This window comes from Streptomyces sp. YPW6 (assembly GCF_018866325.1).
Taxonomy (GTDB): Bacteria; Actinomycetota; Actinomycetes; order Streptomycetales; family Streptomycetaceae; genus Streptomyces.
This window is the reverse complement of the sequence record NZ_CP076457.1, coordinates 3,264,994-3,289,869: the sequence shown is the minus strand read 5'-3', so window position 1 is coordinate 3,289,869 and position 24,876 is coordinate 3,264,994. Positions and strand designations below refer to the sequence as shown.

General features: G+C 72.4%; 18 protein-coding genes and 1 tRNA gene. 13 read left to right on the top strand and 6 right to left on the bottom strand.

Translation table 11 applies throughout. The features are described 5' to 3' along the window. The first annotated feature begins 378 nt into the window (after positions 1–378). The 8 genes from KME66_RS14320 to KME66_RS14285 all read left to right on the top strand — a co-directional run bounded on the left by KME66_RS14320 (position 379) and on the right by KME66_RS14285 (position 13,497). Positions 379–1,077 (top strand): small secreted protein, encoded by a 699-nt coding sequence (locus tag KME66_RS14320; protein WP_216322492.1) that lies wholly within the window; start codon positions 379–381, stop codon positions 1,075–1,077. Between the two features lie 84 nt (positions 1,078–1,161). Further along, positions 1,162–2,697, top strand: a complete 1,536-nt coding sequence (locus KME66_RS14315) for a class I SAM-dependent methyltransferase (protein WP_216322489.1) — start codon at positions 1,162–1,164, stop codon at positions 2,695–2,697. Positions 2,698–3,377: 680 nt separating this feature from the next. Continuing rightward, entirely contained in the window at positions 3,378–3,575 is a 198-nt protein-coding gene (locus KME66_RS14310) for a hypothetical protein (RefSeq protein ID WP_073219294.1), read from the top strand. A 282-nt stretch (positions 3,576–3,857) separates the two neighbouring features. Next, positions 3,858–6,761, top strand: a complete 2,904-nt coding sequence (gene topA, locus KME66_RS14305) for a type I DNA topoisomerase (RefSeq protein ID WP_216322486.1) — start codon at positions 3,858–3,860, stop codon at positions 6,759–6,761. 182 nt (positions 6,762–6,943) lie between these two features. Continuing rightward, on the top strand, positions 6,944–10,330 hold the full coding sequence (tmk, locus tag KME66_RS14300) for a dTMP kinase (RefSeq protein WP_216322483.1): 3,387 nt from the start codon (positions 6,944–6,946) through the stop codon (positions 10,328–10,330). A gap of 160 nt (positions 10,331–10,490) precedes the next feature. After that, positions 10,491–11,696 carry a DNA polymerase III subunit delta' gene (locus tag KME66_RS14295; protein ID WP_216322481.1) on the top strand — a complete coding sequence of 402 codons (1,206 nt, stop codon included), beginning with the start codon at positions 10,491–10,493 and terminating at the stop codon, positions 11,694–11,696. 89 nt (positions 11,697–11,785) lie between these two features. Next, positions 11,786–13,315: an alpha/beta hydrolase gene (locus tag KME66_RS14290; protein WP_216322479.1), complete on the top strand. Its 1,530-nt coding sequence runs from the start codon at positions 11,786–11,788 to the stop codon at positions 13,313–13,315. A 108-nt stretch (positions 13,316–13,423) separates the two neighbouring features. Then, positions 13,424–13,497: transfer RNA gene (locus tag KME66_RS14285), tRNA-Thr, on the top strand. Positions 13,498–13,784: 287 nt separating this feature from the next. Here the strand turns inward: KME66_RS14285 and KME66_RS14280 are convergent. Continuing rightward, complete coding sequence (locus KME66_RS14280) at positions 13,785–14,372, bottom strand: class IV adenylate cyclase (RefSeq protein WP_216322476.1); 588 nt, start codon at positions 14,370–14,372, stop codon at positions 13,785–13,787. Between the two features lie 190 nt (positions 14,373–14,562). On the opposite strand from KME66_RS14280, the gene KME66_RS14275 reads away from it, so the two are divergent. Together KME66_RS14275 and KME66_RS14270 are read left to right on the top strand one after the other, a co-directional pair. After that, positions 14,563–15,084 carry a hypothetical protein gene (locus tag KME66_RS14275; RefSeq protein ID WP_216322474.1) on the top strand — a complete coding sequence of 174 codons (522 nt, stop codon included), beginning with the start codon at positions 14,563–14,565 and terminating at the stop codon, positions 15,082–15,084. Positions 15,085–15,186: 102 nt separating this feature from the next. Next, the gene (locus tag KME66_RS14270) at positions 15,187–15,573 is read left to right on the top strand and encodes an NADPH-dependent FMN reductase (RefSeq protein ID WP_216322472.1); all 387 of its coding nucleotides are present in this window, start codon (positions 15,187–15,189) and stop codon (positions 15,571–15,573) included. 73 nt (positions 15,574–15,646) lie between these two features. Here KME66_RS14270 and KME66_RS14265 read toward each other — a convergent pair whose 3' ends face one another. The 5 genes from KME66_RS14265 to KME66_RS14245 form a co-directional block, all read right to left on the bottom strand. After that, on the bottom strand, positions 15,647–16,051 hold the full coding sequence (locus KME66_RS14265; RefSeq protein WP_079185574.1) for a GntR family transcriptional regulator: 405 nt from the start codon (positions 16,049–16,051) through the stop codon (positions 15,647–15,649). A gap of 46 nt (positions 16,052–16,097) precedes the next feature. Next, a complete protein-coding gene (locus KME66_RS14260) occupies positions 16,098–17,093 on the bottom strand; it encodes an ABC transporter permease (protein ID WP_216322470.1) in 996 nt (331 codons plus the stop codon). Then, positions 17,090–18,034: an ABC transporter ATP-binding protein gene (locus KME66_RS14255; protein ID WP_216322468.1), complete on the bottom strand. Its 945-nt coding sequence runs from the start codon at positions 18,032–18,034 to the stop codon at positions 17,090–17,092. The genes KME66_RS14260 and KME66_RS14255 overlap by 4 nt, the downstream gene beginning before the upstream one ends. Positions 18,035–18,183: 149 nt before the next feature. Next, positions 18,184–18,828, bottom strand: coding sequence for a LuxR C-terminal-related transcriptional regulator (locus tag KME66_RS14250; RefSeq protein ID WP_216322466.1), 645 nt, complete (start codon positions 18,826–18,828; stop codon positions 18,184–18,186). Continuing rightward, positions 18,828–20,138 (bottom strand): sensor histidine kinase, encoded by a 1,311-nt coding sequence (locus KME66_RS14245; RefSeq protein ID WP_216322465.1) that lies wholly within the window; start codon positions 20,136–20,138, stop codon positions 18,828–18,830. Before KME66_RS14245 ends, KME66_RS14250 begins: the two co-directional genes overlap by 1 nt. Positions 20,139–20,272: 134 nt before the next feature. Between KME66_RS14245 and KME66_RS14240 the strand changes: the two genes are divergently transcribed. From KME66_RS14240 to otsB, 3 genes are all read left to right on the top strand, one after another. Then, a complete protein-coding gene (locus tag KME66_RS14240; RefSeq protein ID WP_216322463.1) occupies positions 20,273–21,124 on the top strand; it encodes an ABC transporter ATP-binding protein in 852 nt (283 codons plus the stop codon). Next, positions 21,118–23,634, top strand: a complete 2,517-nt coding sequence (locus KME66_RS14235) for an ABC transporter permease (RefSeq protein WP_216322462.1) — start codon at positions 21,118–21,120, stop codon at positions 23,632–23,634. Before KME66_RS14240 ends, KME66_RS14235 begins: the two co-directional genes overlap by 7 nt. 72 nt (positions 23,635–23,706) lie before the next feature. Continuing rightward, on the top strand, positions 23,707–24,558 hold the full coding sequence (gene otsB / locus KME66_RS14230) for a trehalose-phosphatase (RefSeq protein WP_073219383.1): 852 nt from the start codon (positions 23,707–23,709) through the stop codon (positions 24,556–24,558). The last annotated feature ends 318 nt before the right edge of the window (positions 24,559–24,876 follow it).

Sequence of the window (24,876 nt, the reverse complement as noted above, 5' to 3'; positions counted from 1 at the left end):
ACCCAGAGGAGCGCGGAGGACCTCAGGCCGGCATCGGTCGCGTCGTGAGGTGATGTGTCATCAAGAGGTGGGCGGGCGAGCCGGTCTGACGGTTCGTCCGCCTGCTTCTTCGTCTTCTGTGTCGCCCCGCATCCCTCCGGGCTGATCTCGTTCGGCCCTTTCGATGTGCGGATCCCCTTCCGCTGGACACCGCCCGAGCAGAACGCGTCGTGCGGATGAGATGCCGCTCATGAGTACGGTTCTGGCACTGAGTGGCATCTCCCTCATTTCCCTTGGTGCAAATGGCTTCAAAAGGGTGCATAAAGGATGACTGTCACCCGGATGTCGTCCCCTCGCCGTGTAAGTTCCGGGCCGAGAGCCTTGGAAGGGACCGATCCGGTGAACAAGAAGCTTGCAGCCGCACTGTCCGGCGGTGCGGTACTCGTACTGACGCTGTCGGGCTGCAGCGACGACAGCGACAACAAGGTCAACGACTGGGCCAAGAAGGTCTGCGACCAGGTTCAGCCGCAACTCCAGAAGATCAACAACGCCAACGCCTCGATCCTGGAGAAGACCGGCGACAACAACACGCCGGCCGATGTCCAGAAGGCCGACTCGGTCGCCTTCGAGGAGATGTCCGAGGCGTACAAGGCGCTGGGCACGGCGGTGGACTCCGCCGGGCCGCCGCCGGTCGACGGCGGCGAGGCCACCCAGAAGGCGGCAGTGAAGGAGCTCAACGCGTCCTCCAAGGCATACGCCGACCTCAAGACCCAGGTCGACGCGCTCGACACCAAGGAACAGAGCAAGTTCGCCGACGGGCTGAAGTCCATCGCCGACGAGCTGAACAAGATCAGCACCGGTGGTGACCAGGCGCTGAAGAAGCTCCAGTCCGGAGAGGTCGGTGCCGCGATGTCGAAGCAGGAGGGCTGCCAGAGGCAGACCGCTTCCACCGGCCCCTCCGGTTCCGGGGCCGACGCCGACGCGTCGCCGGACAGCTCGGCCCCCGACAAGAAGGAATCCGGGGACAAGGAGTCCACCGACAAGGACTCCGGGGACAAGGAGTCTGCGGACAAGGAATCGTCGGAGAAGAAGTCCTGAGCGCTGCCCTCCGCGCGGCGGCCCGGACACCCGGTGGGTGTCCGGGCCGCTGCCGTTGTCGGTGCGACCGGACACAATGGGAGGGTGAGTAAGAGCAGCCTTCCCGCACCCGACCACGCCGCCGCCCTCCGTGAGGCCCTGCTCGCCGCGGACTTCACCGCGGACGGGCTCCTCGACCGCCTCGGCGCGTCCGCCTACGCCGCCCTCGCGCGCAGCGAGACCGTCCCCGCCCTGCGGGCCACCCGGGGCGATGGTCCGCTCGACACGCTGGTGCGGCTGTTCCTTCTGCAGCGCCCCGTCGCCGAGGCACGGGCCCGTGCGGCTCTGCCGCTGGACGAGTGCGTCGCGGACGGCTGGGTGACCCGCGAGGGCGGTGCGGACGGGGAGGTCCGCGCGTGCGTCGACGTACGGCCGTACGGGGGACCGGACGGCGAGGACTGGTTCATCGTGTCCGACCTCGGATGCGCGGTCGGCGGTGCGGGAGGGATCGGCTCGCGTGAGGAGGGCGTCGTCCTCGGCGTCGGCGGTGCCTCCACCACCCTCGCCGGGATCACCGTGCGGACGCCGGTGGCCTCGGCGCTCGACCTCGGTACGGGCTCCGGCATCCAGGCGCTGCACGCCGCCCAGCACGCCACCCGGGTCACCGCCACCGACCTCAACCCCCGGGCCCTGGAGTTCACCCGGCTCACTCTCGCCCTGTCCGGCGCCGCCCCCGCCGACCTGCGCGAAGGCTCCCTCTTCGAGCCGGTGGGATCCGACACGTTCGACCTGATCGTCTCCAACCCGCCCTTCGTCATCTCGCCCGGCGCCCGCCTCACCTACCGGGACGGCGGCATGGGCGGCGACGACCTGTGCCGCACGCTGGTGCAGCAGGCGGGCGACCATCTGAACGAAGGCGGTTACGCCCACTTCCTCGCCAACTGGCAGCACGTGGAGGGCGAGGAGTGGCAGGACCGGCTGCGCTCCTGGGTGCCGTACGGCTGCGACGCCTGGATCGTCCAGCGCGAGGTCCAGGACGTCACGCAGTACGCCGAGCTGTGGCTGCGGGACAGCGGCGACCACCGCAGCGACCCCGCGGAGTACGCCCAGCGGTACGAGGCGTGGCTCGACGAGTTCGAGGCCCGGGGCACCACGTCCGTCGGATTCGGCTGGATCACCCTGCGCAAGTCCTCCGCCGCGGCGGAGGGGAACCCCTCGATCGTCGTCGAGGAGTGGCCGCACGCGGTGCAGCAGCCACTCGGGCAGGCCGTCCAGGAGCACTTCGCCCGCCAGGACTATCTCCGCGACCAGGACGACGCGGCGCTGCTCGCCGGGCACTTCTCGCTCGCCGCCGAGGTCGTGCAGGAGCAGGTCGGCCTGCCGGGCGCGGAGGACCCCGAGCATGTGGTGCTGCGTCAGCACCGGGGGATGATGCGGGCGACCAAGGTGGATGCGGTGGCCGCCGGGTTCGCCGGCGTGTGCGACGGATCGCTGCCCGCCGGGCGGATTCTGGACGCCATCGCGCAGTTGATGGCGGAGGACCCGGTGCTCCTGCGCGACCGGACACCGCAGGCGATCCGGCTCCTGGTCGAGGAGGGCTTCCTGGAACCGACGTCCGGCGGCGCGGCGCGGGGGGAGTAGGCGGACGTCCCGGCCGCCTATGGAGTTCGGGTGCCGGTCGCCTCGGACCCCCGGACCCACGGCCGCCTCTGACGTTCGGGTGCCGGTCGCCGTGGGCCCCCGGGCCCCCGGACGCCCCGGATACCCGGATGCCTGAGTCCGGGACACCGGGGCACCGGGACACCCAAGCTTCCCGGATGTCAGGGTCGTCGGCGTCTTCCGGTACCGGCCGGTGGCGGTCGTCGTTCCGGGTGCGTTGTCCTTAATAAGCAGCGCGTTTCGTGTGTGCTGCTCCCCGCGGCGCGCCCGACTCGCGCATTCCGGTCACCGGGGCCCCGCCTCTTCCCGCCCCGCCCACCCCGCTCCGGCTTCTTCCCGCCCCCGCCCACCCCGCTCCGGCCCCCTTCCCGCCCCGGTCCGGCCGAGCCCCGGCTCGTCCCTTCTCGCCCCTGCTCGCCCCGGCCCGTCCCGTCCTCCCCGCTCCGGGCCCCCGCTCCGCCCCCGGGCGCGTACCGCCGAAGGAGTTCCGCCCGTCGGCGGGCGGGTGCTGTTCACCCGGGGTTCGTGTGGGCGATGCCCCCGGGTGACAGCCTCCCCGTGCCGGGCCGCCGAGGTCCGGCTCCGACGGGCCGCGCCGGCCCGCTCCGCGCGGCTCACCGACGAGTGGTGCGCCGGGGCATACGACGGTCTAGGGGTACGACATGGAGAGCGCCACCGCAGTCTTCGCCGGTACGGCCCTGACCGTGTTCGGCGCCGCCCTCCTGGTCTGGACAGGGGCGCGAGCCCTGCACCGCGCGCCGGTGGCGCACGGTGTGAGCCCTGTCGCCTCCACCGCACTCACGACGCTCTTCGGCGTAGTCTTCCTCGGCCTCGGTGTGTGGGTCTTCACGCACGTCTGACCCCTGCTCCGGGCCGGGCGGCGCCCCGGTCGACGGGCTCCCCGGCAGGACACCACGACCGCCCTGGGAAAGCCGCAGCCCGAGGCCCCGCGTGACGCCGACCCGGCGGTCCGGGCGGCAGGAATGGCGGAAGTCGGGTTACCGTTCGAGTGGCCGTTGCGGGCTTTTGCCGTTTGACACGGGGGCGGGTTGTACCGTCACACTCCGCAGCGACAGCACCGCGTGCGGCGTCACGACGCCGTCCGGATGCCCACCGAGTGTCGACCGGAGAGAAGAGCGAAGTTGTCCCCGACCAGCGAGACCGCACAGGGCGGCCGCCGACTCGTCATCGTCGAGTCGCCTGCCAAGGCGAAGACGATCAAGGGCTATCTCGGCCCCGGATACGTCGTCGAGGCGAGCGTCGGGCACATCCGCGACCTCCCGAACGGCGCGGCCGAGGTCCCGGACGAGTACACCGGCGAGGTGCGCCGCCTCGGCGTGGACGTCGAGCACGACTTCCAGCCCATCTACGTCGTCAACTCGGACAAGAAGGCCCAGGTCAGGAAGCTCAAGCAGCTGCTGGCCGAGTCCGACGAACTCTTCCTCGCCACCGATGAGGACCGCGAGGGCGAAGCCATCGCGTGGCACCTCCAGGAAGTCCTGCGGCCCAAGGTCCCGGTCCACCGGATGGTCTTCCACGAGATCACCAAGGACGCGATCCGGGCCGCCGTCGCCAACCCGCGCGAACTCAACCAGCGCATGGTCGACGCCCAGGAGACCCGCCGTATCCTCGACCGCCTCTACGGCTACGAGGTCTCGCCGGTCCTGTGGAAGAAGGTCATGCCGAAGCTCTCGGCGGGCCGCGTCCAGTCCGTCGCCACCCGCCTCGTCGTCGAGCGGGAGCGCGAGCGCATCGCCTTCCGCTCCGCCGAGTACTGGGACCTCACCGGAAAGTTCGCCACCGGCCGCACCGGCGACGCCTCGGACCCCTCGAACCTCACCGCCCGCCTCAGCTCGGTCGACGGCCGCCGCATCGCCCAGGGCCGCGACTTCGGCCCCGACGGGCAGCTCAAGGCGGGCTCCACCCAGACCCTGCACCTGGACGAGGCGAACGCCCGCGCGCTTGCCGCCGCGCTCGCCGACTCCGCCTTCGCGGTCCGGTCCGTCGAGTCGAAGCCGTACCGCCGCTCCCCGTACGCCCCCTTCCGGACCACCACCCTCCAGCAGGAGGCAAGCCGCAAGCTGGGCTTCGGGGCGAAGGCGACCATGCAGGTGGCGCAGAAGCTGTACGAGAACGGCTTCATCACCTATATGCGTACGGACTCCACGACCCTCTCGGACACCGCGGTCGCCGCGGCCCGGGCGCAGGTCACGCAGCTGTACGGCTCGGGCTACCTCCCCGACAAGCCGCGCACGTACGCCGGGAAGGTCAAGAACGCCCAGGAGGCGCACGAGGCGATCCGCCCCTCCGGCGATCGCTTCCGCACCCCCGCCGAGACCGGGCTCACCGGCGACCAGTTCCGGCTGTACGAGCTGATCTGGAAGCGGACCGTCGCCTCCCAGATGAAGGACGCGACCGGGAACTCGGTCACCGTCAAGATCGGCGGCCGGGCGAGCGACGGCCGGGACGCCGAGTTCTCCGCCTCCGGTAAGACGATCACCTTCCACGGCTTCATGAAGGCGTACGTCGAGGGCGCCGACGACCCGAACGCCGAGCTGGACGACCGCGAGCGCCGGCTGCCGCAGGTCGCCGAGGGCGACGCGCTGACCGCCGACGAGATCACGGTCGACGGCCACGCCACCAAGCCCCCGGCCCGCTACACCGAGGCGTCGCTGGTCAAGGAGCTGGAGGAGCGCGAGATCGGCCGCCCCTCCACGTACGCCTCGATCATCGGGACGATCCTGGACCGCGGTTACGTCTTCAAGAAGGGCACCGCGCTCGTCCCGTCCTTCCTGTCCTTCGCCGTGGTCAACCTGCTGGAGAAGCACTTCGGCCGGCTCGTCGACTACGACTTCACCGCCCGGATGGAGGACGACCTCGACCGGATCGCGCGGGGCGAGGCCAAGTCCGTACCGTGGCTGAAGCGGTTCTACTTCGGAACGACCGGTACCGGTGACGACCCGGCCGGCGCGGGCGCCGCGTCCGACGCGGGCAACGGCGACGGCGACCACCTCGGCGGTCTGAAGGAGCTGGTCACCGACCTCGGCGCGATCGACGCCCGGGAGATCTCCTCCTTCCCCGTCGGCAACGACATCAAGCTCCGCGTCGGCCGCTACGGCCCGTACATCGAGCGGGGCGAGAAGGACGCCGAGGGCCACCAGCGCGCCGACGTGCCCGATGACCTGGCCCCCGACGAGCTGACCGTCGAGCTGGCCGAGGAGCTGCTGGCCAAGCCCAGCGGGGACTTCGAGCTGGGCGCCGACCCGGTGACCGGGAACCAGATCATCGCCAAGGACGGGCGCTACGGCCCGTACGTCACCGAGGTGCTCCCCGAGGGGACGCCGAAGACCGGCAAGAACGCGGTGAAGCCGCGGACGGCCTCGCTCTTCAAGTCCATGTCCCTGGACACGGTCACCCTCGCCGACGCCCTCAAGCTGATGTCGCTGCCGCGCGTCGTGGGCGAGGACGCCGAGGGCGTCGAGATCACCGCGCAGAACGGCCGGTACGGCCCGTATCTGAAGAAGGGCACCGACTCCCGGTCGCTGACCTCCGAGGAACAGCTCTTCGACATCACCCTCGAAGAGGCTCTCGCGATCTACGCCCAGCCCAAGCAGCGCGGGCGGGCGGCCGCCAAGCCCCCGCTGAAGGAGCTGGGGACCGACCCGGTCAGCGAGCGGCCCGTGGTGGTCAAGGACGGCCGCTTCGGCCCGTACGTCACCGACGGCGAGACCAACGCCACGCTGCGGACCGGTGACAGCGTCGAGGAGATCACGCCCGAGCGCGGCTACGAGCTGCTCGCCGAGAAGCGCGCCAAGGGGCCCGCCAAGAAGAAGACGGCCAAGAAGGCCCCCGCGAAGAAGACGACGGCCAAGAAGGCGACGGCCAAGAAGACGGCCGCGAAGAAGACCGCCGCGAAGAAGACGACGGCCACCAAGACCGCGGCCGCCAAGAAGACCGCGGCGAAGAAGACGACGACGGCGAAGAAGGCGACGGCCACCAAGGCCGCCGGGAAGACGGCCTCGTCCTCCGCCCCGTCGGACGACTGACCCGTCCCGTCCCGTCGCGGCACGTCCGCACCGCACACCGCCGCCCGGCGCCGAGGTCTCCGTGATCCCGGCACCGGGCGGCGGTGCGTCAGGGGGCGGTGGGAGACGTGGCCGGAAGGTGCCGGCGTCCGTATGTTCGGACGGGCCGACAGTGACCGCACCGCTGCCGATAGGCTGGGCGGATGACGCGAGCCGAGCAGCCAACGGTCGTGAGCCCCACCTCCGACACACTTGCCGCAGACTCACGCGAGCGCGCCGTACGGGCCCTGTTGCGCATTCCTCCGCTGAAGCGGTTGTGGAGTGCCCAGCTCGTCGGCGGTATCGGCGATGCACTCGCCCTTCTCGTGCTGGTGCTGCTGTCGCTGCAAGCGGCGGTCCTGGAGGGCTCATTCGGCACCGGATACCGCGGGGCGGCCTTCGCCGTCGCCGCCGTCCTCGGTGCCCGGATCCTGTCCACCCTGTTCTTCGGAGCCGTGCTCCTGGGACCCCTGACGTCCCTCACGGAGCCCGGCGGAAAGCTGGACCGGCGATGGCTGATGATCGGGGTGGACGGGCTGCGCCTGGCGCTGCTGGTCGTCGCCCCGCTGTGGATCGACTGGATGCCCGACAAGGCGCTCATGATGATCCTCATCACCGTCTTCGTGACCGGTGCCGGTGAGCGCCTGTGGGCGGTGGCCAAGGACAGCGCCGCCCCGGCGCTGCTGCCCGGACCGCCCCTCGAAGGCGCGGCCGTACGCCCCCTGCCCGACCACCTCGACGCCCTGCGCCGCCTGTCGCTGCGGACGAACTTCCTCGCCGTGCCCGCCGCCGCGGTGGTCCTGCTGGCCGCCACGCTGATCGGCAACCTCCTCGGCTCGGGCCTGGAGTGGTTCTCCTTCCACCAGGCGGCCCTGGGGTCCTACGTCGCGGCGGGCCTCTTCTCCGCCTCCATCTCCACCCTGTACTTCCTCGACTTCCCGGCCGGCCGTACGCCCCGGCCGCGCTCCCCGCTGGAGGGCCTGCGCCGCCCCGCCACCGGCTCCGGCCCCGACAAGGGGCGCACCGGCGCCGTCCCCCTGCTGGTCGCGGTCTGCGCCTGCGTCGCCGGAGCCATCGCCGCCGCGGCGGCCGTCTCCGTCCTGCACGCCTACGACCTGGGCGGCGGTCCTGCCACCTTCGCGCTGCTGATCCTCGGACTGACCGGCGGCACCGCCCTCGGCATCCGTACGGCCCGCCATGTGCTGCCCACCCTGTCGCGCCGCCGTCTGCTGGCGCTGGCCACCGCCGTCACCGGCCTCGCGCTCCTCGCGCTCGGCCTGGTGCCGGACACCGCGACCGGGATCGCCATCTCCCTGCTCGCCGGTTACGCCGCCGGGGTCGTCGCGAACACCGGGCACACCCTGGTCGACCAGGAGACCGAGGCGTTCCGGCAGGCCCGGACCACCGAGCACCTCCAGGCCGTCGTCCGGGTGCTCGTCGCGCTCGGCGCGGTCGCCGGTCCGCTGCTGGCCGCCGCGATCGGGCGGCACCGGCTGGTCGCCGTCGACTTCGTCTTCGCCCACGGCGGGGCCGCCTTCACCCTGATGCTGCTGGGCGCGCTGCTGCTGCCCGTGGCCGCTTTCGTCCTCGCCAGGACGGACGACCGGGCGGGCGTGCCGCTGCGCCGGGACCTGCGTGAGGCGCTGCGCGGTGACGAGCCGGCCGTCGCGCCTGCGGCCACCGGGTTCTTCCTCGCTCTGGAAGGCGGTGACGGCGCGGGCAAGTCCACCCAGGTCGAGGCGCTCGCCGACTGGATCCGGTCCAAGGGCCACGAGGTCGTCGTCACCCGCGAGCCCGGGGCCACCCCCATCGGCAAGCGGCTGCGCTCGATCCTGCTCGACGTGTCCTCCGCGGGTCTCTCCAACCGTGCCGAAGCCCTGCTGTACGCCGCCGACCGCGCCGAGCACGTCGACTCCGTCGTCCGCCCGGCGCTGGAGCGCGGCGCGATCGTCATCTCCGACCGCTACATCGACTCGTCCGTCGCCTACCAGGGCGCGGGCCGCGACCTGGCCCCGACCGAGATCGCCCGGATCTCGCGGTGGGCGACGAGCGGCCTCGTACCGCATCTGACGGTGCTGCTGGACGTCGACCCGGCGACCGCGCGGGAGCGGTTCACGGAGGCGCCGGACCGGCTGGAGTCGGAGCCGGCGGAGTTCCACGAGCGGGTGCGGTCCGGTTTCCTGACCCTGGCCGCGGCCGACCCGGCCCGCTATCTGGTGGTGGACGCCGGCCAGGAGCCGGAGTCGATCACCCAGGTCGTACGCCATCGGCTCGACCAGCTGCTTCCGCTCTCCGAGGCCGAGATCGAGGCCATCGAGGAAGCCCGGCGCAAGGCCGAGGAGGAGGCCCGGCGCAAGGCGGAGGAGGAAGCCGCCCGCAAGGCCGAGGAGGAGCGCCTGGAGAAGGAGCGCCAGGAACAGCTCGCCCGGCTGCGCGCCGAGGAGGAGGAGCGCAAGCAGCGAGAGCTGGAGGAGGCCCGCCGCCGCGAGGCCGAACGCCAGGCGGAGGAGGCACGGCAGCGCGCCGAGGAGGCCCGCCGCCGCGCCGAGGAGGACCGGCTCCGGCTCGAAGCCGAGGAGCGGGCCCGGGAGGCCGAGCAGGAGCGGCTGCGGCAGAAGGCCGAGGAGGAGGCCCGGCAGCGCCAGGAGGCCGAGGCGCAGCGGCTGGAGAAGCAGCGCAAGGCCGAGGAGGCCCTGCTGCGCGCCGAGGAGGCCCGCCGCCGGGCGGAGGCCGACGCGGCCGCCCGCACGGAAGCGGCGCGGGCCGAGGCCGAGCGCGCGGAGGCGGAGCGGGCGGCCCGTTCCCGTTCGGATTCCCTTACGGATTCCCGTACGGAGACGTCCTCGCGCTCCGAGGGCGCGTCGGGGCCGACGGTGCCGGAGAACGAGATCACGGTCCCCACGCCGATCGTGAACCTGAACGAGATCACGCAGCCGGTTCCGACGGCGCGACCGGAGGGTGACGGTTCTTCCGGCTCCGCATCCGGTACCGGGTCCGGTACGGGCGCGGAGGCGGGGTCCCGTTCCGGCGCGGAGCCTGGTTCGGGGATGGGTTCCGGGTCCGGTACGGGTTTCGGTGCAGATTCTGCTTCCGGTTCCGGTTCCGGTACGAGGCCGGGCTCGGGTTCCGCCTCGGCTTCCGGGGACGACGAGACGGCGATGCTGCCGCGCTACACCGACGAGCGGTCGACGGGACAGGCCGGACCGGCAGGTCCCTCGGGGTCCCGGCAGGCCCGGGACGCCGACGAGACGGCCGTGCTGCCACCGGTACGGGACGACCGGCCCTCCGACCGGGTGCCCCGGGGCTTCTTCCGGGACGAGAGCCCGGCACCGTCGCCCGCGGAGAGCGAGAACGAGCGCACCCGGGAGCTGCCGCAGGTCGAGGACCCGAACGCCCCGGCGCCGGACCGGCGGCAGCGGGCCCGCAAGCGCCCCCGCCCGGACTGGGCGGAGGAGACTCCGCTGGACGATCTGCCGACCCTGGCGGACGAGCTGCTCGGCGGCCATGACGACGACGACCGCGGAGGCCGGGGACGCCGCCCGCGCGGCTGACGCGCCCGCCGCGGCGCGGAGGCTCCGAAGTGAAGTACCGGCCCGTCCGTCCCTCCGGGGGCGGGCGGGCCGGACTGTCAGTGGCGTCCTCCACAATGGAGGGCGACGACGCACCGCGGTTCGCGGGGAGTGCACGACACCACCGGAAGGGCGGTGACTCATGACGGTATGGGACGACCTGGTCGGACAGGACCGAGTGCGGGAACAGCTCGCCGCTGCCGCCCGGGACGCCGAGGCGCTGGTCACCGCCGTGTCCGACGGCAAGCCGCTGGACCAGGGCTCGAAGATGACGCACGCCTGGCTGTTCACCGGGCCGCCCGGTTCCGGCCGGTCCACGGCGGCGCGGGCGTTCGCCGCCGCGCTCCAGTGCACGAGCCCGGACCGGGCGCTGGGCGGGGCCCCCGGCTGCGGCTTCTGCGACGGCTGCCACACGAGCCTCGTCGGTACGCACGCCGACGTCGAGGTCATTCGCACGGACCTGCTCTCCATCGGTGTGAAGGAGACCCGGGACCTGGTCAGGCGCGCCCAGCTCTCCCCGGCGGTCGGGCGCTGGCAGGTCATCGTCATGGAGGACGCCGACCGCCTCACCGAGGGCGCGGGCAACGTGCTGCTCAAGGCCGTCGAGGAGCCCGCGCCGCGCACGGTCTGGATGCTCTGTGCCCCCTCGCTCGAAGACGTCCTGCCCACGATCCGCTCCCGCTGCCGGCACCTCACCCTCAGCACCCCGCCGGTGGAAGCCGTGGCCGACGTCCTGATCCGCCGCGACGGCGTCGACCCCGAGCGGGCGCACAACGCGGCGCGCGCCACCCAGGGGCACATCGGGCGGGCCCGCCGTCTCGCCACGGACGAGCGGGCGCGGGCGCGGCGGGCGGCGGTGCTGAAGGTCCCGCTGCGGGTCGCCGACGTGGGCGGCTGCCTCAAGGCGGCCCAGGAGCTGATCGACACGGCGGCCGACGATGCCAAGCAGCTGGCGGAGGAGGTCGACGCCAAGGAGACCGAGGACCTCAAGGCTGCGCTCGGCGGGGTGGCCGGTGGCCGGATGCCCCGGGGCACGGCGGGGGCGATGAAGGAGCTGGAGGACAAGCAGAAGCGCCGCAAGACGCGTACGCAGCGCGACAGCCTGGACCTGGCGCTGACCGAGCTGACCGGCTTCTACCGCGATGTGCTGGCGCTCCAGATGGGTTCGAGGCTGGCCATCGCCAATGCCGACGTGCAGGACTCCCTCGACCGGATCGCGGAGTCCTCGACGCCCGCGCAGACCCTGCGCAGGATCGAGTCGGTGATCGCCTGCCGGGAGGCGATGGACCGGAATGTGGCGCCCCTGCTCGCGGTGGAGGCGATGACGATGGCGCTGCGGGCGGGCTGAGGCCGTCCGGCGTTGGTCGTCGCGGACCCCTGTTCACCCGAATGAGCAGGGAATCGTACGACTCGACACCCGGCGGATAGGCTCCCTGAATGGATACCAGGCGCCTGCTCCGCACCTTCGCCATCGGGATCGGCACTGCCGGCCTGCTCATCTCCGGCTGCAGCAGCAGCGGCTCCTCGCCGAACCCCTCGGCCACCGGCACCGCGGCCCCCGAGGGGCTGTCGTCGTACTACACGCAGAAGCTGAGCTGGCGCGACTGCGGCGTGGAGGGGTTCGAGTGCACGACGATGAAGGCGCCGAGGGACTACGGCAGGCCGGACGGCGGGGACGTCGAGCTCGCCGTCTCGCGTAAGAAGGCCACCGGCCCCGGCTCACGGATCGGCTCCCTCCTGGTGAACCCGGGCGGCCCCGGCGGCTCCGCGATCGGCTATCTCCAGGGGTACGCGGCACTCGGCTATCCGGCCCAGGTGCGGGCCCGCTACGACATGGTGGCCATCGACCCGCGCGGCGTGGCCCGCAGCGAGCCCGTCGAGTGCCTCACGGGCCAGGAGATGGACACCTACACCCAGGTCGACCAGACACCGGACGACGACGCCGAGGTCCAGGAGCTCACCGCCGCCTTCGAGAAGTTCGCGGCGGGATGCGAGAAGCGGTCCGGCGAGATCCTCCCGTACGTCTCCACCGTCGACACGGCCCGCGACATGGACGTCCTGCGCGCACTGCTCGGCGACGAGAAGCTGCACTACGTCGGAGCGTCGTACGGCACCTTCCTGGGCGCCACGTACGCGGACCTCTTCCCGCAGCAGGCCGGGCGCCTCGTCCTGGACGGCGCGATGGACCCTTCCCTGAAGGCCATCGACCTGAACCGGGACCAGACGGCGGGCTTCGAGGGAGCGTTCCAGTCCTTCGCCGCCGACTGTGTGAAGCAGCCGGACTGCCCGCTCGGCACCACGAACACCGCGGATGCGGCGACCGCGCTCAAGCAGCTCTTCAAGGACCTGGACGCGAACCCGATCCCGACCGGCGACGACCGCGAGCTGACCGAGTCCCTGGCGACCACCGGGGTGATCGCCGCGATGTACGACGAGGCGGCCTGGCCGCAGCTCCGCGAGGCGCTGGAGGGCGCGCAGCGCAGCGACGGCTCCGGCCTCCTCTCCTTGGCCGACAGCTACTACGAACGCGGGCCGGACGGAAAGTACGCGAACCTGATGTTCGCCAACGCCGCCGTGAACTGCCTCGACCTGCCGCCCGCCTTCGACGGCCCCGACGCGGTCGAGAAGGCGGTTCCGGACTTCGAGAAGGCCTCCCCGGTCTTCGGGCGCGGCTTCGCCTGGGCCTCCCTGAACTGCGCGTACTGGCCGACGAAGGCCACGGGCACCCCGCACCGCACCGAGGCGAAGGGCGCCGCCCCGATCGTCGTCGTCGGCACCACCCGCGACCCGGCCACCCCGTACAAGTGGTCCGAGGCCCTCGCGGAGCAACTCTCCTCCGGCACCCTGCTCACCTACGAGGGCGACGGCCACACCGCGTACGGCCGGGGCAGCGACTGCATCGACACGGCGATCAACACGTACCTCTTGGAGGGCACCGCGCCCACCAACGGCAAGAAGTGCACCTGACCCACTCTGACCAGGGCAAACGCCTTGGAGGGCGCCGTGTGCGGAGCACCCCCGAAAACTGTGTAGACTTGGCTCCGCTGCTGATCGCACCATAGTGCGACAGGGCGCGCCGCCTTAGCTCAGTTGGCCAGAGCAACGCACTCGTAATGCGTAGGTCTCGGGTTCGAATCCCGAAGGCGGCTCAGAAGAACCCCAGGTCACATAGCCCGTGACCTGGGGTTTTCTGTTGCTTGGGGCGTTGCCGGTCACACGGCCGGGGTGCCGTGACGTTGCGACTCTGGCGGGGCCGAATCACAGGACGCGCGTCCACCGCTGTCCGCAGTAGAGCCAGCAGGCTCCGTCGCCTCACTCGTTGCCGTCGTTGGTGGCCGCCGGTGTGGGCAGTCCTCCTCGGGCGGACTCGGCGATCCCGGGGATCACCCTGTGCTGTAGGGCGACTTCCGTCAGCATCGCTCGTCTCCCTCCGCGATCAACGGTCCTGGGCCGCGGGAGATGCGTCCTTCTGCTTCTCGGCTTCGGAGAACAGGAGCGTGGGTTCGGCGAGGATGTCGCGGCCGGACTCGCTCTTGTAGATCTCGTCGACGCTGCCGAACCGGGCCTCGGAGTAGTCGAGGTCCAGCAGCGCGGCGGCCTGGCGTACCGATGCCTCGTCGGGGCCTTCGATCTCCAGGAAGGTGGGGAGGTCGGGCCAGGTGTCGAAGTCGAAGGCGACCTCGCCCAGGCGCCATTCCTCGCGGTAGTTCTCCTGGTACCGGACCTCGGTGAGGCCGGCCCGGCGCAGGATGTCGGCCATGGCGTGCAGGTCGGTGACCTCGGTTTCGATCTCCTTGGTGCCGTCGATCGTGGTTGCGTCGGTGACCTGCTTGAGCGTGAGCGTCGAGCGGGTGCCCTCGTCCCGCAGGCGGATCCAGGCTCCGCCGTCGAGGGAGTCGTTCTCGAAGATCTTGCGGGTGAGGAGCGTGCGGGGGAATGCCTGGACGGCATTGAGGGCGCTCAGTTTGTTCTGGAGGTCGGCGACGTCGACGGCCAGGAACTTCGCCTCGTATTCGTGCTTCATGGGGTCTTCTCTCAGAAGTGGTCGGTGAGGGTGAACGTCCGGGCCGCGAGCAGCAGGCCCATGCGGTGGGTGGGTGTGGTCGTGCAGCTGGCCGACGTGGGGCTGCTCGGTGAATTCGGTGGTGCGCAGGGTGAGCAGGACTTCCCAGTCGCCGATGAAGTGGGGGTGGAGGCGTTCCGGGGGGGGTGTAGTGCTCGATCATGTGGTGGCGTCTTTCGACGGGCATCATGAATTCCGCGCCGAACAGGCCGCCTGGGCGGACCAGGCGCTGCATGCGGTCGACGAACTCGCCGAGCGGGCGGTGGTGGTTGGCACTGTAGTGCCACGAGCAGCTCGTCCAGACCGCGTCGCACTGCAGGCCCAGAGGTTGACCGTCCAGGACATCGTCCTCAACGACCTCTACGCGTTCGTGGAGCTCTTCGAGCTTCAGGCGATCGATCAGTCCCAGTGCGTGGGCCTGGCTGTCACCCGGGAGGTGGACGTCGCCCCCGTGGAGGGCGACCGCGTCGCGTTAGATGGCGACGACGCGGTATCCGGCGGCGGCGAGGGGCAGGACGAACTTGCCGTCGCTCGCGCCGACCACCGCGACGGTGGCGTCAGGCGCGACACGTTCCCGCAGCGTGGCGAGGAACTGCGGGAAGAACGTGAGGGTGTGCTCCCACAGGCTCTGAGTCTGCAGGGGGGTGCGCTCCTTGCGTATCGGTATCCGTGATCACTCGGAGGACCTCGTCGGGGCTGCGCCCTGTGGTGTCGACGCGATGCATCGGGAAGGATGCGTAGGCGTCCGTCACCCGGTCCGTAGCGGTCTCGATCAGTGAGTCCCACCGCGCCACCGGCTCCCGAGTACGCCCACGGCACGTCCGGAGTGCTGAAGAACGCGCTGGAATGGATGGTCGGGGGAGGTGAGATCGCCGCCAAGCCGGTGGCTCTGGTCAGCGCGTCCACCTCGACCACCGGCGGTGGCAACGCCCGGGCCTGGCTGGCGCAGACGCTCACCGTGATGGGAGCTCAGGTGATCCCGCAGGATCTGCGTATTTCGCAGGCCACGCGGAAGATCGAGGACGGCCGGCTCACGGACGGGCCGACCGTGGCCGCTCTGCGCGACCTCCTGGACGGCCTCGCCGACGCCGCGGCCACGGCACGAGAGGGGGCAGCCCCTTCGCCCGAGTGGACGGAGCCCTCCTGCCCTGAGCGGGTGTGAACCACCGCGGGGCGTTCCCGGACCGCGTCCGCCGGGTGACCGAGGCGGCCCGCCGGTCCGGTGCCTCGATCGGTCAGTCCGGCGTCTCGCCCGGGTACGCGCTCTCGAACGCCGCGTGGAACAGGGCCGTGACGTCCTGACCGGTGAGGCCCTCGGCGCGGGCCCGGTCCAGCCAGTCCGTGAGGGCGGTGCGCAGCGGTGAGTCGGGGCCGGACTGGGGCTGGGCGAGGGTGCGGGTGATGAACGTGCCCGCCCCCTGGCGTACCTCGGCCAGGCCCATGCGCTCCAGTTCGCGGTAGGCCTTGAGGGTCGTGTTGGGGTTGACCTTCGTGGTCGCGGCGACCTGGGCGGCGGTGGGGAGCCGGTCGCCCTCCTCCAGCGCGCCCATGCGCAGCGCCTGCTCGACCTGCCGGACGATCTGGAGGTAGGTCGCCACTCCACTGCGCCGGTCGATGCGGAACACGACCACGGACTTCACCTTCCGCTCGATTGCCGACACTTTACGTAGAGGACGGGGCGGGTGGTCACAGCGGGCGGCGCGTGGTCCACCAGAGGGTGAACGCGGTGAGCAGGATCGTTCCGGCGAGGAGGATGCCCGCCGCGGTCCACTGCATCGTCGCCATCTGGCCGTGGTCGAGGTACTTGATCACGTCGTTGACGATGCCGTGCTCCTCGATGCACGCGTTCTGCGCCTTCTCGGTCGCCTTGGCGCAGGTGCCCCAGCCGTACAGGGTGCCGTCCGCGCTGCCGACCCAGCGGTCCAGTTCGTACGCGTCGTTGAAGCGTGCGGGGAGCTCGGTGTCCATCGGGTACGTGAACATCTTCGGGGAGCCGAGCCGTACGCGGATCTCGTCCCAGACGAACAGGGTGGTGACCGCCGTGAAGAAGAACGCGCCCACCATCGCCGGGAGCATCCGGCGGACCAGGGCGCCGATGGTGATGCCCGCGGCGGTGAGGAAGAGCAGGAAGGCGGGGAGGACGGGGCCGGTGTTGTCGAAGATGACGCCGTCGATCCACTCGCTGAGAAAGAGGGAGCGGTGCGGCTTCCACCACCAGGTGAACAGGGCCGAGAGCACCACGCCGGAGACCAGCGCGAGGGTGTAGGCCAGGCCCAGCTTGGCGGTCAGCCACTGGCGGCGGGTCACGGACTGGGTGGTGACGAGCTGTGCGGTACCGCTCTCCTGGTCACCCGCGATCAGCGGGGCGCCGACGAAGACGGCGAGGATCAGCGGCAGGCCGTTGATGATGCTGGTGATGTAGTTGTAGCTGCGGTTGTCGTCCATCGGCCGGCCGGGGTCGTTCTCCGGCCAGCCCTTCGCGTCGAGCAACTGCACCAGCTCGTGGCGCTCGTACACGATCCAGAGCGCGGTGAGCAGAGTGAGGCCGAGGACGCAGGCGAGCGCGACCCGGTGCTGGCGGACGACGAGCCAGGGGAGACCGCGCAACAGGCGTCGTCCCGAGCCGAGCCCGGAGCGGCCCGCGGGCTTTCCGGGCTTCTCGGTGAGGGTGGTGCCGCTCATGCTGCCTGGGTCCCTTCGGTGTCGATGCGGGCGCCCTGGGTGTAGAGCGGGGGCGCGTCCGGTGAGCGGAGATGGGCGAGGAGGACTTCCTCCAGCGAGGGTTCGGCCCTCTCCCAGTCGGCCGGGAGCGGGCCCGCCGGCCGGATCATCGCCTGGAACTGCCGTCCCTGTACGCGCGATTCGACGACGGTGTGGGCGGCCAGTTCGGGCGGCAGTGAGCCGTTCCGGGACACCCCGGTGACCAGGGTGTGGGCCGGTACGAGCGCGTCGGCGTCACCGGCCATGCGGATCCGGCCCTCGGAGACGACCAGCAGGTAGTCGCACATGTCCTCCAGCTCGGTCAGCAGGTGCGAGGACATCACCACCGTGGTGCCGCGCTCGACGGCCTCCGCCATCAGCAGGGTGCTCATCTCGTCCCGGGCCAGCGGGTCGAGGTCCGCCATCGGCTCGTCCAGGAGCAGCAGGTCGGGCCGCTTGCCGAAGGCGAGCGCGAAGGCCACCCGGGTGCGCTGGCCGCCGGAGAGCGTGCCGACCTTCGCCTCCGGCGGGACGTTGCCCGCGCGGACGATCCGCTCGGCCGCGGCCGCGTCCCAGCCGGGGTTCAGCTCGGCGCCCATCCGCAGCGTCTCCGCCACGGTGAACCGCTTGAACAGCGGCTTGTCCTGGCCGAGGAACGCGACCCGGGGCAGCACGGCGGGGTCGTCGACCGGTACGCCGAAGACGCGCAGGTCGCCGGTGGTCGGCTGCACCTGCCGCGTGGCCAGCCCGAGCAGGGTGCTCTTGCCGGCTCCGTTCGGGCCGACCAGACCGCAGATGCGGCCGGCCGGGATGCGGAAGGAGCAGTCGCGCAGCGCCCAGCCGCGCCGGTAGCGCCTGCCCAGGCCGCGGGCTTCCAGCGCCCAGTTGCCGGACGTCGCGTTCGGGGTGTTCGTGTCTGCCACGCGCCTCACCTCGGTTCCGTGATCCGTGATCCGTCATCGTGATTCAATGAATCAATTAATGGAATCATGGAGTTGTGAGGGAATGGCTGTCAAGCTCGGGTGGAGGGGGAGGCGTGGGGGCGATGTGAGGTGTGGGGAGAGCGCGGGGGTCAGCCGCGCAGGAAGGCCAGGACCGCCAGCACCCGTCGGTTGGTGGCGTCCGAGACGTGGAGGCCGAGCTTGGTGAGGATCGAGCCGAAGTGCTTGCTGACCGTGCCCTCGCCGACGTGCAGGGCCTCGGCGACGGACGCGTTGGACCGGCCCTCCGCCATCAGGGCGAGCACCTCCAGCTCGCGGGCGGTGAGCCGGGCGAGCGGATCACGGCGGTGCCGGATCAACTGCCGTACGACCTCGGGGTCCACCACCGTGCCGCCCTCGGCCACCCGGCGCAGCGCGTCGGCGAACTCCTCGACATGGCCGATGCGTTCCTTGAGCAGATAGCCCACCCCCGTACCGTCCGAGGTGGCCAGCAGGTCCTCCGCGTAGGTGCGCTGGACGTACTGGCTCAGCACCAGGACCGGCAGCCCGGGCAGCTTCGCGCGCAGCGCGACGGCGGCCCGCAGGCCCTCGTCCCTGAAACCGGGTGGCATCCGGACGTCGGTCACCACGATGTCCGGGCGGTGCTCCAGGGTGGCGGCGTCGAGTTCCTCGGCGGTCCCCACCGCCGCCAGGACCCGGTGTCCGAAGCGTTCCAGGAGGCCGGCCAGGCCCTCGCGCAGGAGCACGCTGTCCTCGGCCATTACGACGCGGAGCATCAGGTCCTCGAATCCGAGGGCGGGCAGGGGACCTCCAGCCGAAACACCGTCGGCCCCGCGGGCGGACTGGAGAGTAGCAGGGTGCCGCCCAGCACCGAGAGCCGATCGGCCACGCCCTGGAGCCCCGTCCCGCCGCCGCTGCCGTCATGGGCTGCGGTCCCGCCGCCGCCCAGTCGCGCGCCGCCGTGCCCGTCGTCCTCGACCGTCACCGTCAGCCGCCCGTGCGAGGTCCCGCCGGTCACCGTCACCCGGGTCGCCCCGCTGTGCTTCGCCACGTTTACCAGCGCCTCGCTCACCGCGAAGTACACGGCGGTCTCGACGGCTTCGAGCAGTCGCCCCGGTACGGTCAGCCGCACGTCGACCGGGACCGGTGAGCGGTCCGCCAGGTCCTCGACGGCGGCCACCAGGCCCCGGTCGGTGAGGACGTGGGGATGGATGCCGTGGATCAGCTCCCGGATCTCCACCAGTGCGGCCGACGCCTCCTCGTGCGCCCGCTCCAGAAGCCCGCCCAAGGGCTCGGCGGGCTTCTCCAGCCGGGCGAGGCCCAGCGTCATGGAGAGCGCCACCAGCCGCTGCTGCGCGCCGTCGTGCAGATCGCGCTCGATACGGCGGCGCTCCGCCTCGAACGCGTCCACGAGCCGCGTCCGCGACCGGTCCAGCTCCGCGATCCGGGAGCCGAGCGCGGCGTCCGGCGGGGAGAGCAGGGCCCGTGTCAGTACGCCGCGGCCCCGGGCGACGAACCTCAGCGGCCAGGTCAGCAGTGGCAGCAGCACCACCCCCGCCACCAGCGCCGCGAACGCCTCCGGCCAGGACTCGGCGAGCCAGAGCTTCAGGACCCTGGCCTCCCCGTCCCCGCCCGCGGCCATCATCACCGGCGTCCCGATCAGCCCGCCGCAGACCAAGAGGACCGTGCCGACCGCCATCGCCTCCAACGGCCACAGAACGAACGCGAACAGCAGTGCGTACGCCAACTCCCGCCAGGTACAACGTTCCTGGAGCCTGGTCCGCAGCCAGGCGGTCAGGCCCGGCGCGGGCGGATCGCCGTGCGGATCCGCGAGCGGCACCGGGTCGATCAGCCGGAGCCTGCGCCGCTCCAGCGCGGCCAGCGGGATACCGGACAGGACGAGCGTCAGCAGCAGCGGCACCCCGATGACGAGCACCGCCAGCGCGCTGCCCGCACCGGCCAGCAGGAGCAGCGCGACCAGCGTCACGGCACCGAGGGGCACGCTGGTGAGGAGGTAGAGCGCGGCCCTGAGAGGCGGGGGAGCGGAGCCCGGTGATGGCAGGGCCGATGGGCTGGGGGTGAGCATGCCCGGCACGTTACGAGACGGTTCTCGCGGGCGGCCACCCTGCTCTCTGCCCCCTGAGGGTGGAGCTGGCTCCACCCTCAGGACTCCGCCTCGCTGCGATGTGCGCTGCCGGAGCCACCGGTTGAGTGGAGGCCATGAATCCAGCAGCTCCTGCCGGCACGGGTGTGACGGCGGCCCTTCGGCTTCGGTCCGTGACCCGTTCCTACGGTGGAGGCACCAGGGACGGCAGCGTCGTGAAGGCGCTCGACGACGTCAGCCTCACCATCCGCCGGGGTACGTTCACCGCCGTCATGGGCCCCTCCGGCTCCGGCAAGTCCACGCTCCTGCACTGCGCCGCGGGCCTGGACCGGCCGACCGCCGGCCGGGTGCTGCTCGGCGACACCGATCTGACCGGGCTGAGCGAGGGCCGGCTGACCCGGCTGCGCCGGGAACGGATCGGCTTCGTCTTCCAGGCGTTCAACCTGTTGCCCTCCCTGACCGCAGCGCAGAACGTGGCCCTGCCGCTGAGACTCGCCGGACGCCGGTCGCGCAGGTCGGAGGTGCTCGACGCGCTGGACCGGGTCGGGCTGCGCGACCGGGCCCGCCATCGGCCCGGGGAGCTCTCCGGCGGCCAGCAGCAGCGGGTGGCCATCGCCCGCGCCCTGGTCGCCCGGCCCGACGTCCTCTTCGGCGACGAGCCGACCGGCGCCCTGGACTCCACCGCCGGGCGGGGGGTACTCGGCCTCCTGCGGGCGATGACCGACGACGGGCGCACCGTGATCATGGTGACCCACGACCCGGTCGCCGCCTCCTTCGCCGACCGCGTCCTCTTCCTCGCCGACGGCCGGATCAGGGACGAACTGGAGGCGCCCTCGGCGGAGCGGGTCGCCGCGCGGATGACGGCGCTCTCGGGTGTTGAGGACGTTGAGGGCGTTGAGGGCGCGGGGGTCGATGCGGCTGCCACGGCTGCCGCGGCAGCCGGAACCGCGGGAGTGGCCCCGTGCTGATGCTCGCGCTCCACGGAATCCGGTTGCGCTGGGTCACCTTCGCCGGGTCGCTCGTCGCCCTGGTTCTGGGCGTGGGGCTCATCGCCGCCACCGGTCTCGCCCTCGCCGCGACGTTCGACGCCCCGGAGCGGGGCCCCGAACGGTTCGCCGCCGCTCCCGTCGTCGTCCGGGCCGACGGCCTCCTCCGGGTCGACACCCCGACCGGTACCAGGACCGCGCCCCTGGCCCGGCCGGGCCCGGTACCGCCCGGCCTCGCCGCTCAGCTGTCCACTCTCGGGGGGACGGTGGAGGACCGGTCGTTCCCGGTGGACGTCATGCCCCCTCGTCCTGCTGGTTCCGGTGGCACCGCCGAGGACGGCGGTGCCCGCGTCGGACATCCGTGGTCCGTCGCCGCTGCCGCCCCGTACCGCCTGACCACCGGCCGAGCCCCCGCCGCCCCCGGCGAGGTCGTCGTCACCACCGGGTCCGGCGGCACCCGGTTCCGTACCGGGGACCGCCTCCGGGTCCGCACCCCGGCCGGGAGTGAGGCCCGGACCGTCGTCGGCACCGTCGCCGGCCGGGGCTTCGAGAACGCCGTCTTCTTCACCGACGACGAGGCCGCCCGGATCTCCCCGGACATCGACGCCCTGGTCGTGCACGCCGACGCCACCGCCGTACGCGACGCACTGGGGCCGGGCAGCGGCATGGACGTCCTCACCGGCCACGACCGCCGCCGCGCCGATCCCGACCCCGACCGCGATGCCAGGGACCTGGTCTCCCTCAACGCGCTGCTCGGCACGGCCGCGGGAATCACCCTGTTCGTCTCCGCCGCCGTCGTGGCCTCGACGTTCTCGTACGCCGTGGCCCAACGGCGGCGGGAGTTCGGGCTGTTGCGCACCGCCGGTGCGACGCCCGGCCAGATCCGCCGCACGGTCCTCGCCGAATCCGTCCTCATCGGGGTGGCGGCCTCGGCGGCGGGCGTCCTGCTGGGGTCCGGAGGAGCGCCCCTGCTGGTACGCCGGATGACGGATGCGGGCCTCGCCCCACCCTGGTTCGCGCTCGGGGAGCCGTCCTGGCCGCTCCACACGGCCTTCTGGACCGGCGTGCTCGTGGCCACCGCTGCCGCGCTCGTCTCCTGCCACCGGGCCGGGCGGACCGCCCCGACCGAGGCGCTGCGCGAGGCGGCCGTCGACAGCCGCGTGATGCCGGTGAGCCGCTGGGTGGCCGCCGTCCTCGCCCTGCTCCTCGGACTGGGGCTGCCCGCCCTGGCGTTGGCGACCGACCCCGGTGACCTGCTGGGCCGCAAGTCCTACGTCACCCGGCCCATGCTCCTCATCGTCGGCTGCGCCCTCCTCGCTCCGGTCCTGGTGCGCCCGGTCGGCCGGCTGCTGACCTGGCTGCCCGCGCGGCTCACCGGTGCCACTGGCGTTCTCGTCAGGGAGAACACCGCGGCGGGGGTCCGCAGGACCGCCGCCGTCGCCGCGCCCGTCCTCATCACCGTCGCCCTCGCCGCCTCCCTGGCGGGAACGGTCGCCACGCTGGAGGAGGCCAGGGCCACCGAGGCGCGTACGGCCACGACCGCCGACTTCGTGGTGACCCCGGGGCAGGAGGACAGGCCCCTCGCACCCGCCTTGCTGGAGCGGGTGGGGGACATCGAGGGGGCCGTGGTCAGCGCCTCGCGGTCCACGGCCGTCACGGTCCTCGAAGAGAACACGGCCCTCGTCTCCTCCGAGGCACGCGCGGTCGACCCCGTCCGGCTGGCAGCCGTGGCGAGGCCGCCCGTGACGGCCGGCCGGCTCGCCGATCTCGACGACGGCTCGATCGTCGTCAACGAGGAGTGGCTGACCACCCGGGTCGGTGACCGGGTCACCGTCTGGCTCGGCGACGGGAGCGAGAGGTCGCTGAGGATCGCCGCCGTCCTGGCCACGGGCACCGGTGGCAACGGCGTCTACGTCACCCCGCGCAACGCCGGGGGCGCGGACGTCGACCGGATCGACGTCAAGGTCGCCGGAGGTGGCGACCGGCGCTCCGTCGCCGCCGCGCTGCGCACCGCCGCTGTCGACTCCGGTGCGCGGGTGGCGACCCGCGCCGCGTGGTCGGCCCCGACCGCCCCCGGACCGGACGACCACACCCGCACGGGCCTGCGCATGATCCTCGGCATCGCTCTGCTCTCCACCGGGACCGCCCTGGCCAACACTCTGGTCATGGCCACCTCCGGCCGGGCGCGCGACCTCGCCGTGCTCCGGCTCGCCGGGGCCACCGTCCCGCAGGTCCTGCGGCTCGTCATGGCCGAAGCGGTGACGGCGGTCGGGGTGGGCGCGGTGCTCGGGGGTCTGGTCGCCGCGGTGAACCTCCTGGTGGTCCGGGGCGCGCTGGCGTTGCTGGGTGTCACGTCCGCCGTCGTGGTGCCGTGGGCGATGCTCGGCCTCGTCGTCGCGGCCGCCGCAGTCCTGGCCGCGGGTTCCGCCGTTCTGCCGGCTCTGTCCGCTCTGCGGACCCGGCCGGTCGAACTCGTTCGCTCCCATGAGTAGCAGGCCCAGCGGTGCCCGGCCGCCGGGGCGAGCACGCTCGTGCTCCCTTCCGCCAGGGCTTAGGCTCGCCCCATGGGCAGTCACCCGGAACGTCTTCCGAACCCGACCACCCCGGCCGGCCGCGAGGGGCTCGACGCCGTTCTCGCGCGGCCCGACCGCGCGGTCGTCGCCCTCGACTTCGACGGCACGCTCGCCGACATCGTCCCGGACCCCGAGCAGGCCCGCGCCCACCCCGGCACCGTCGAGGCGCTCACCGCGCTCGCGCCGAAGGTCGCCGCGATCGCGGTCATCACCGGGCGCCCGGCGGGCGTCGCCGTGCGCTACGGCGGCTTCGCGGGCGTCCCCGGTCTGGAGCACCTCGTCGTGCTCGGGCATTACGGGGCCGAGCGCTGGGACGCCGTGACCGGCACGGTGCACGCCCCTGCCGCACATCCGGGCGTCACGGCGGTGCGTGCCGAACTCCCCGGCGTGCTGCACGAGTTCGGGGCCTGGAACGGCACCTGGATCGAGGAGAAGGGACAGGCCGTCGCCGTCCACACGCGGCGGGCCGAGGACCCGCAGGCGGCCTTCGAGTCGCTGCGCGGCCCCCTCGGCGAGCTGGCCGCCGAGCACGGGCTGATCGTCGAACCGGGTCGGCTGGTGCTGGAGTTGCGGCCGCCCGGCATGGACAAGGGCGTCGCGCTCGCCGGGTTCGTCGCGGAGCTGGACGCCGAGTCCGTCCTCTACGCGGGCGACGACCTCGGGGACCTCGCCGCCTTCGCCGCGGTGGAGAAGCTGCGCAGCGAGGGCCCGGACGGCATCCCCGGCCTCCTGGTGTGCAGCGGCAGCACCGAGGTGCCCGAACTGGCCGAGCGCGCCGACCTGTCGGTGCCGGGCCCGGCCGCGGTGGTGGACTTCCTGGCGGCCCTGGCGGAGCGGTTGTAGGTGGCCGCCGGGGCGGCGGCCCCGGGAGCGGCCGTGGGAGGAATGGGCGGAGCGGCTGCAGGTGACCGGGGAGGCGGCGGCCCCGTCGGATCTGCTGGAGCCGACCAGTGCGGAGCCCGGCGGATCTGCTGGAGCCGGCCGGTGCGGGGCCCGGCGGATCTGCTGGAGCCGGCCGGTGCGGGGCCCGGCGGATCTGCTGGAGCCGGCCGGTGCGGGGCCCGGCGGATCAGTTGGAGCCGAATGGTGTGCGGCCCGGCGGATCAGTTGGAGCCGAATGGTGTGCGGCCCGGCGGATCTGTTGGAGGTTCCGGAGCAAGG

Coding starts and splice junctions, on each gene's coding strand:
- KME66_RS14310 (WP_073219294.1), top strand. CDS start 3,378: ATGGAGAGCGCCACCGCAGTCTTCGCCGGTACGGCCCTGACCGTGTTC.
- tmk (WP_216322483.1), top strand. CDS start 6,944: ATGACGCGAGCCGAGCAGCCAACGGTCGTGAGCCCCACCTCCGACACA.
- KME66_RS14295 (WP_216322481.1), top strand. CDS start 10,491: ATGACGGTATGGGACGACCTGGTCGGACAGGACCGAGTGCGGGAACAG.
- KME66_RS14290 (WP_216322479.1), top strand. CDS start 11,786: ATGGATACCAGGCGCCTGCTCCGCACCTTCGCCATCGGGATCGGCACT.
- KME66_RS14280 (WP_216322476.1), bottom strand. CDS start 14,372: ATGAAGCACGAATACGAGGCGAAGTTCCTGGCCGTCGACGTCGCCGAC.
- KME66_RS14260 (WP_216322470.1), bottom strand. CDS start 17,093: ATGAGCGGCACCACCCTCACCGAGAAGCCCGGAAAGCCCGCGGGCCGC.
- KME66_RS14250 (WP_216322466.1), bottom strand. CDS start 18,828: ATGCTCCGCGTCGTAATGGCCGAGGACAGCGTGCTCCTGCGCGAGGGC.
- KME66_RS14245 (WP_216322465.1), bottom strand. CDS start 20,138: ATGCTCACCCCCAGCCCATCGGCCCTGCCATCACCGGGCTCCGCTCCC.
- KME66_RS14240 (WP_216322463.1), top strand. CDS start 20,273: ATGAATCCAGCAGCTCCTGCCGGCACGGGTGTGACGGCGGCCCTTCGG.
- otsB (WP_073219383.1), top strand. CDS start 23,707: ATGGGCAGTCACCCGGAACGTCTTCCGAACCCGACCACCCCGGCCGGC.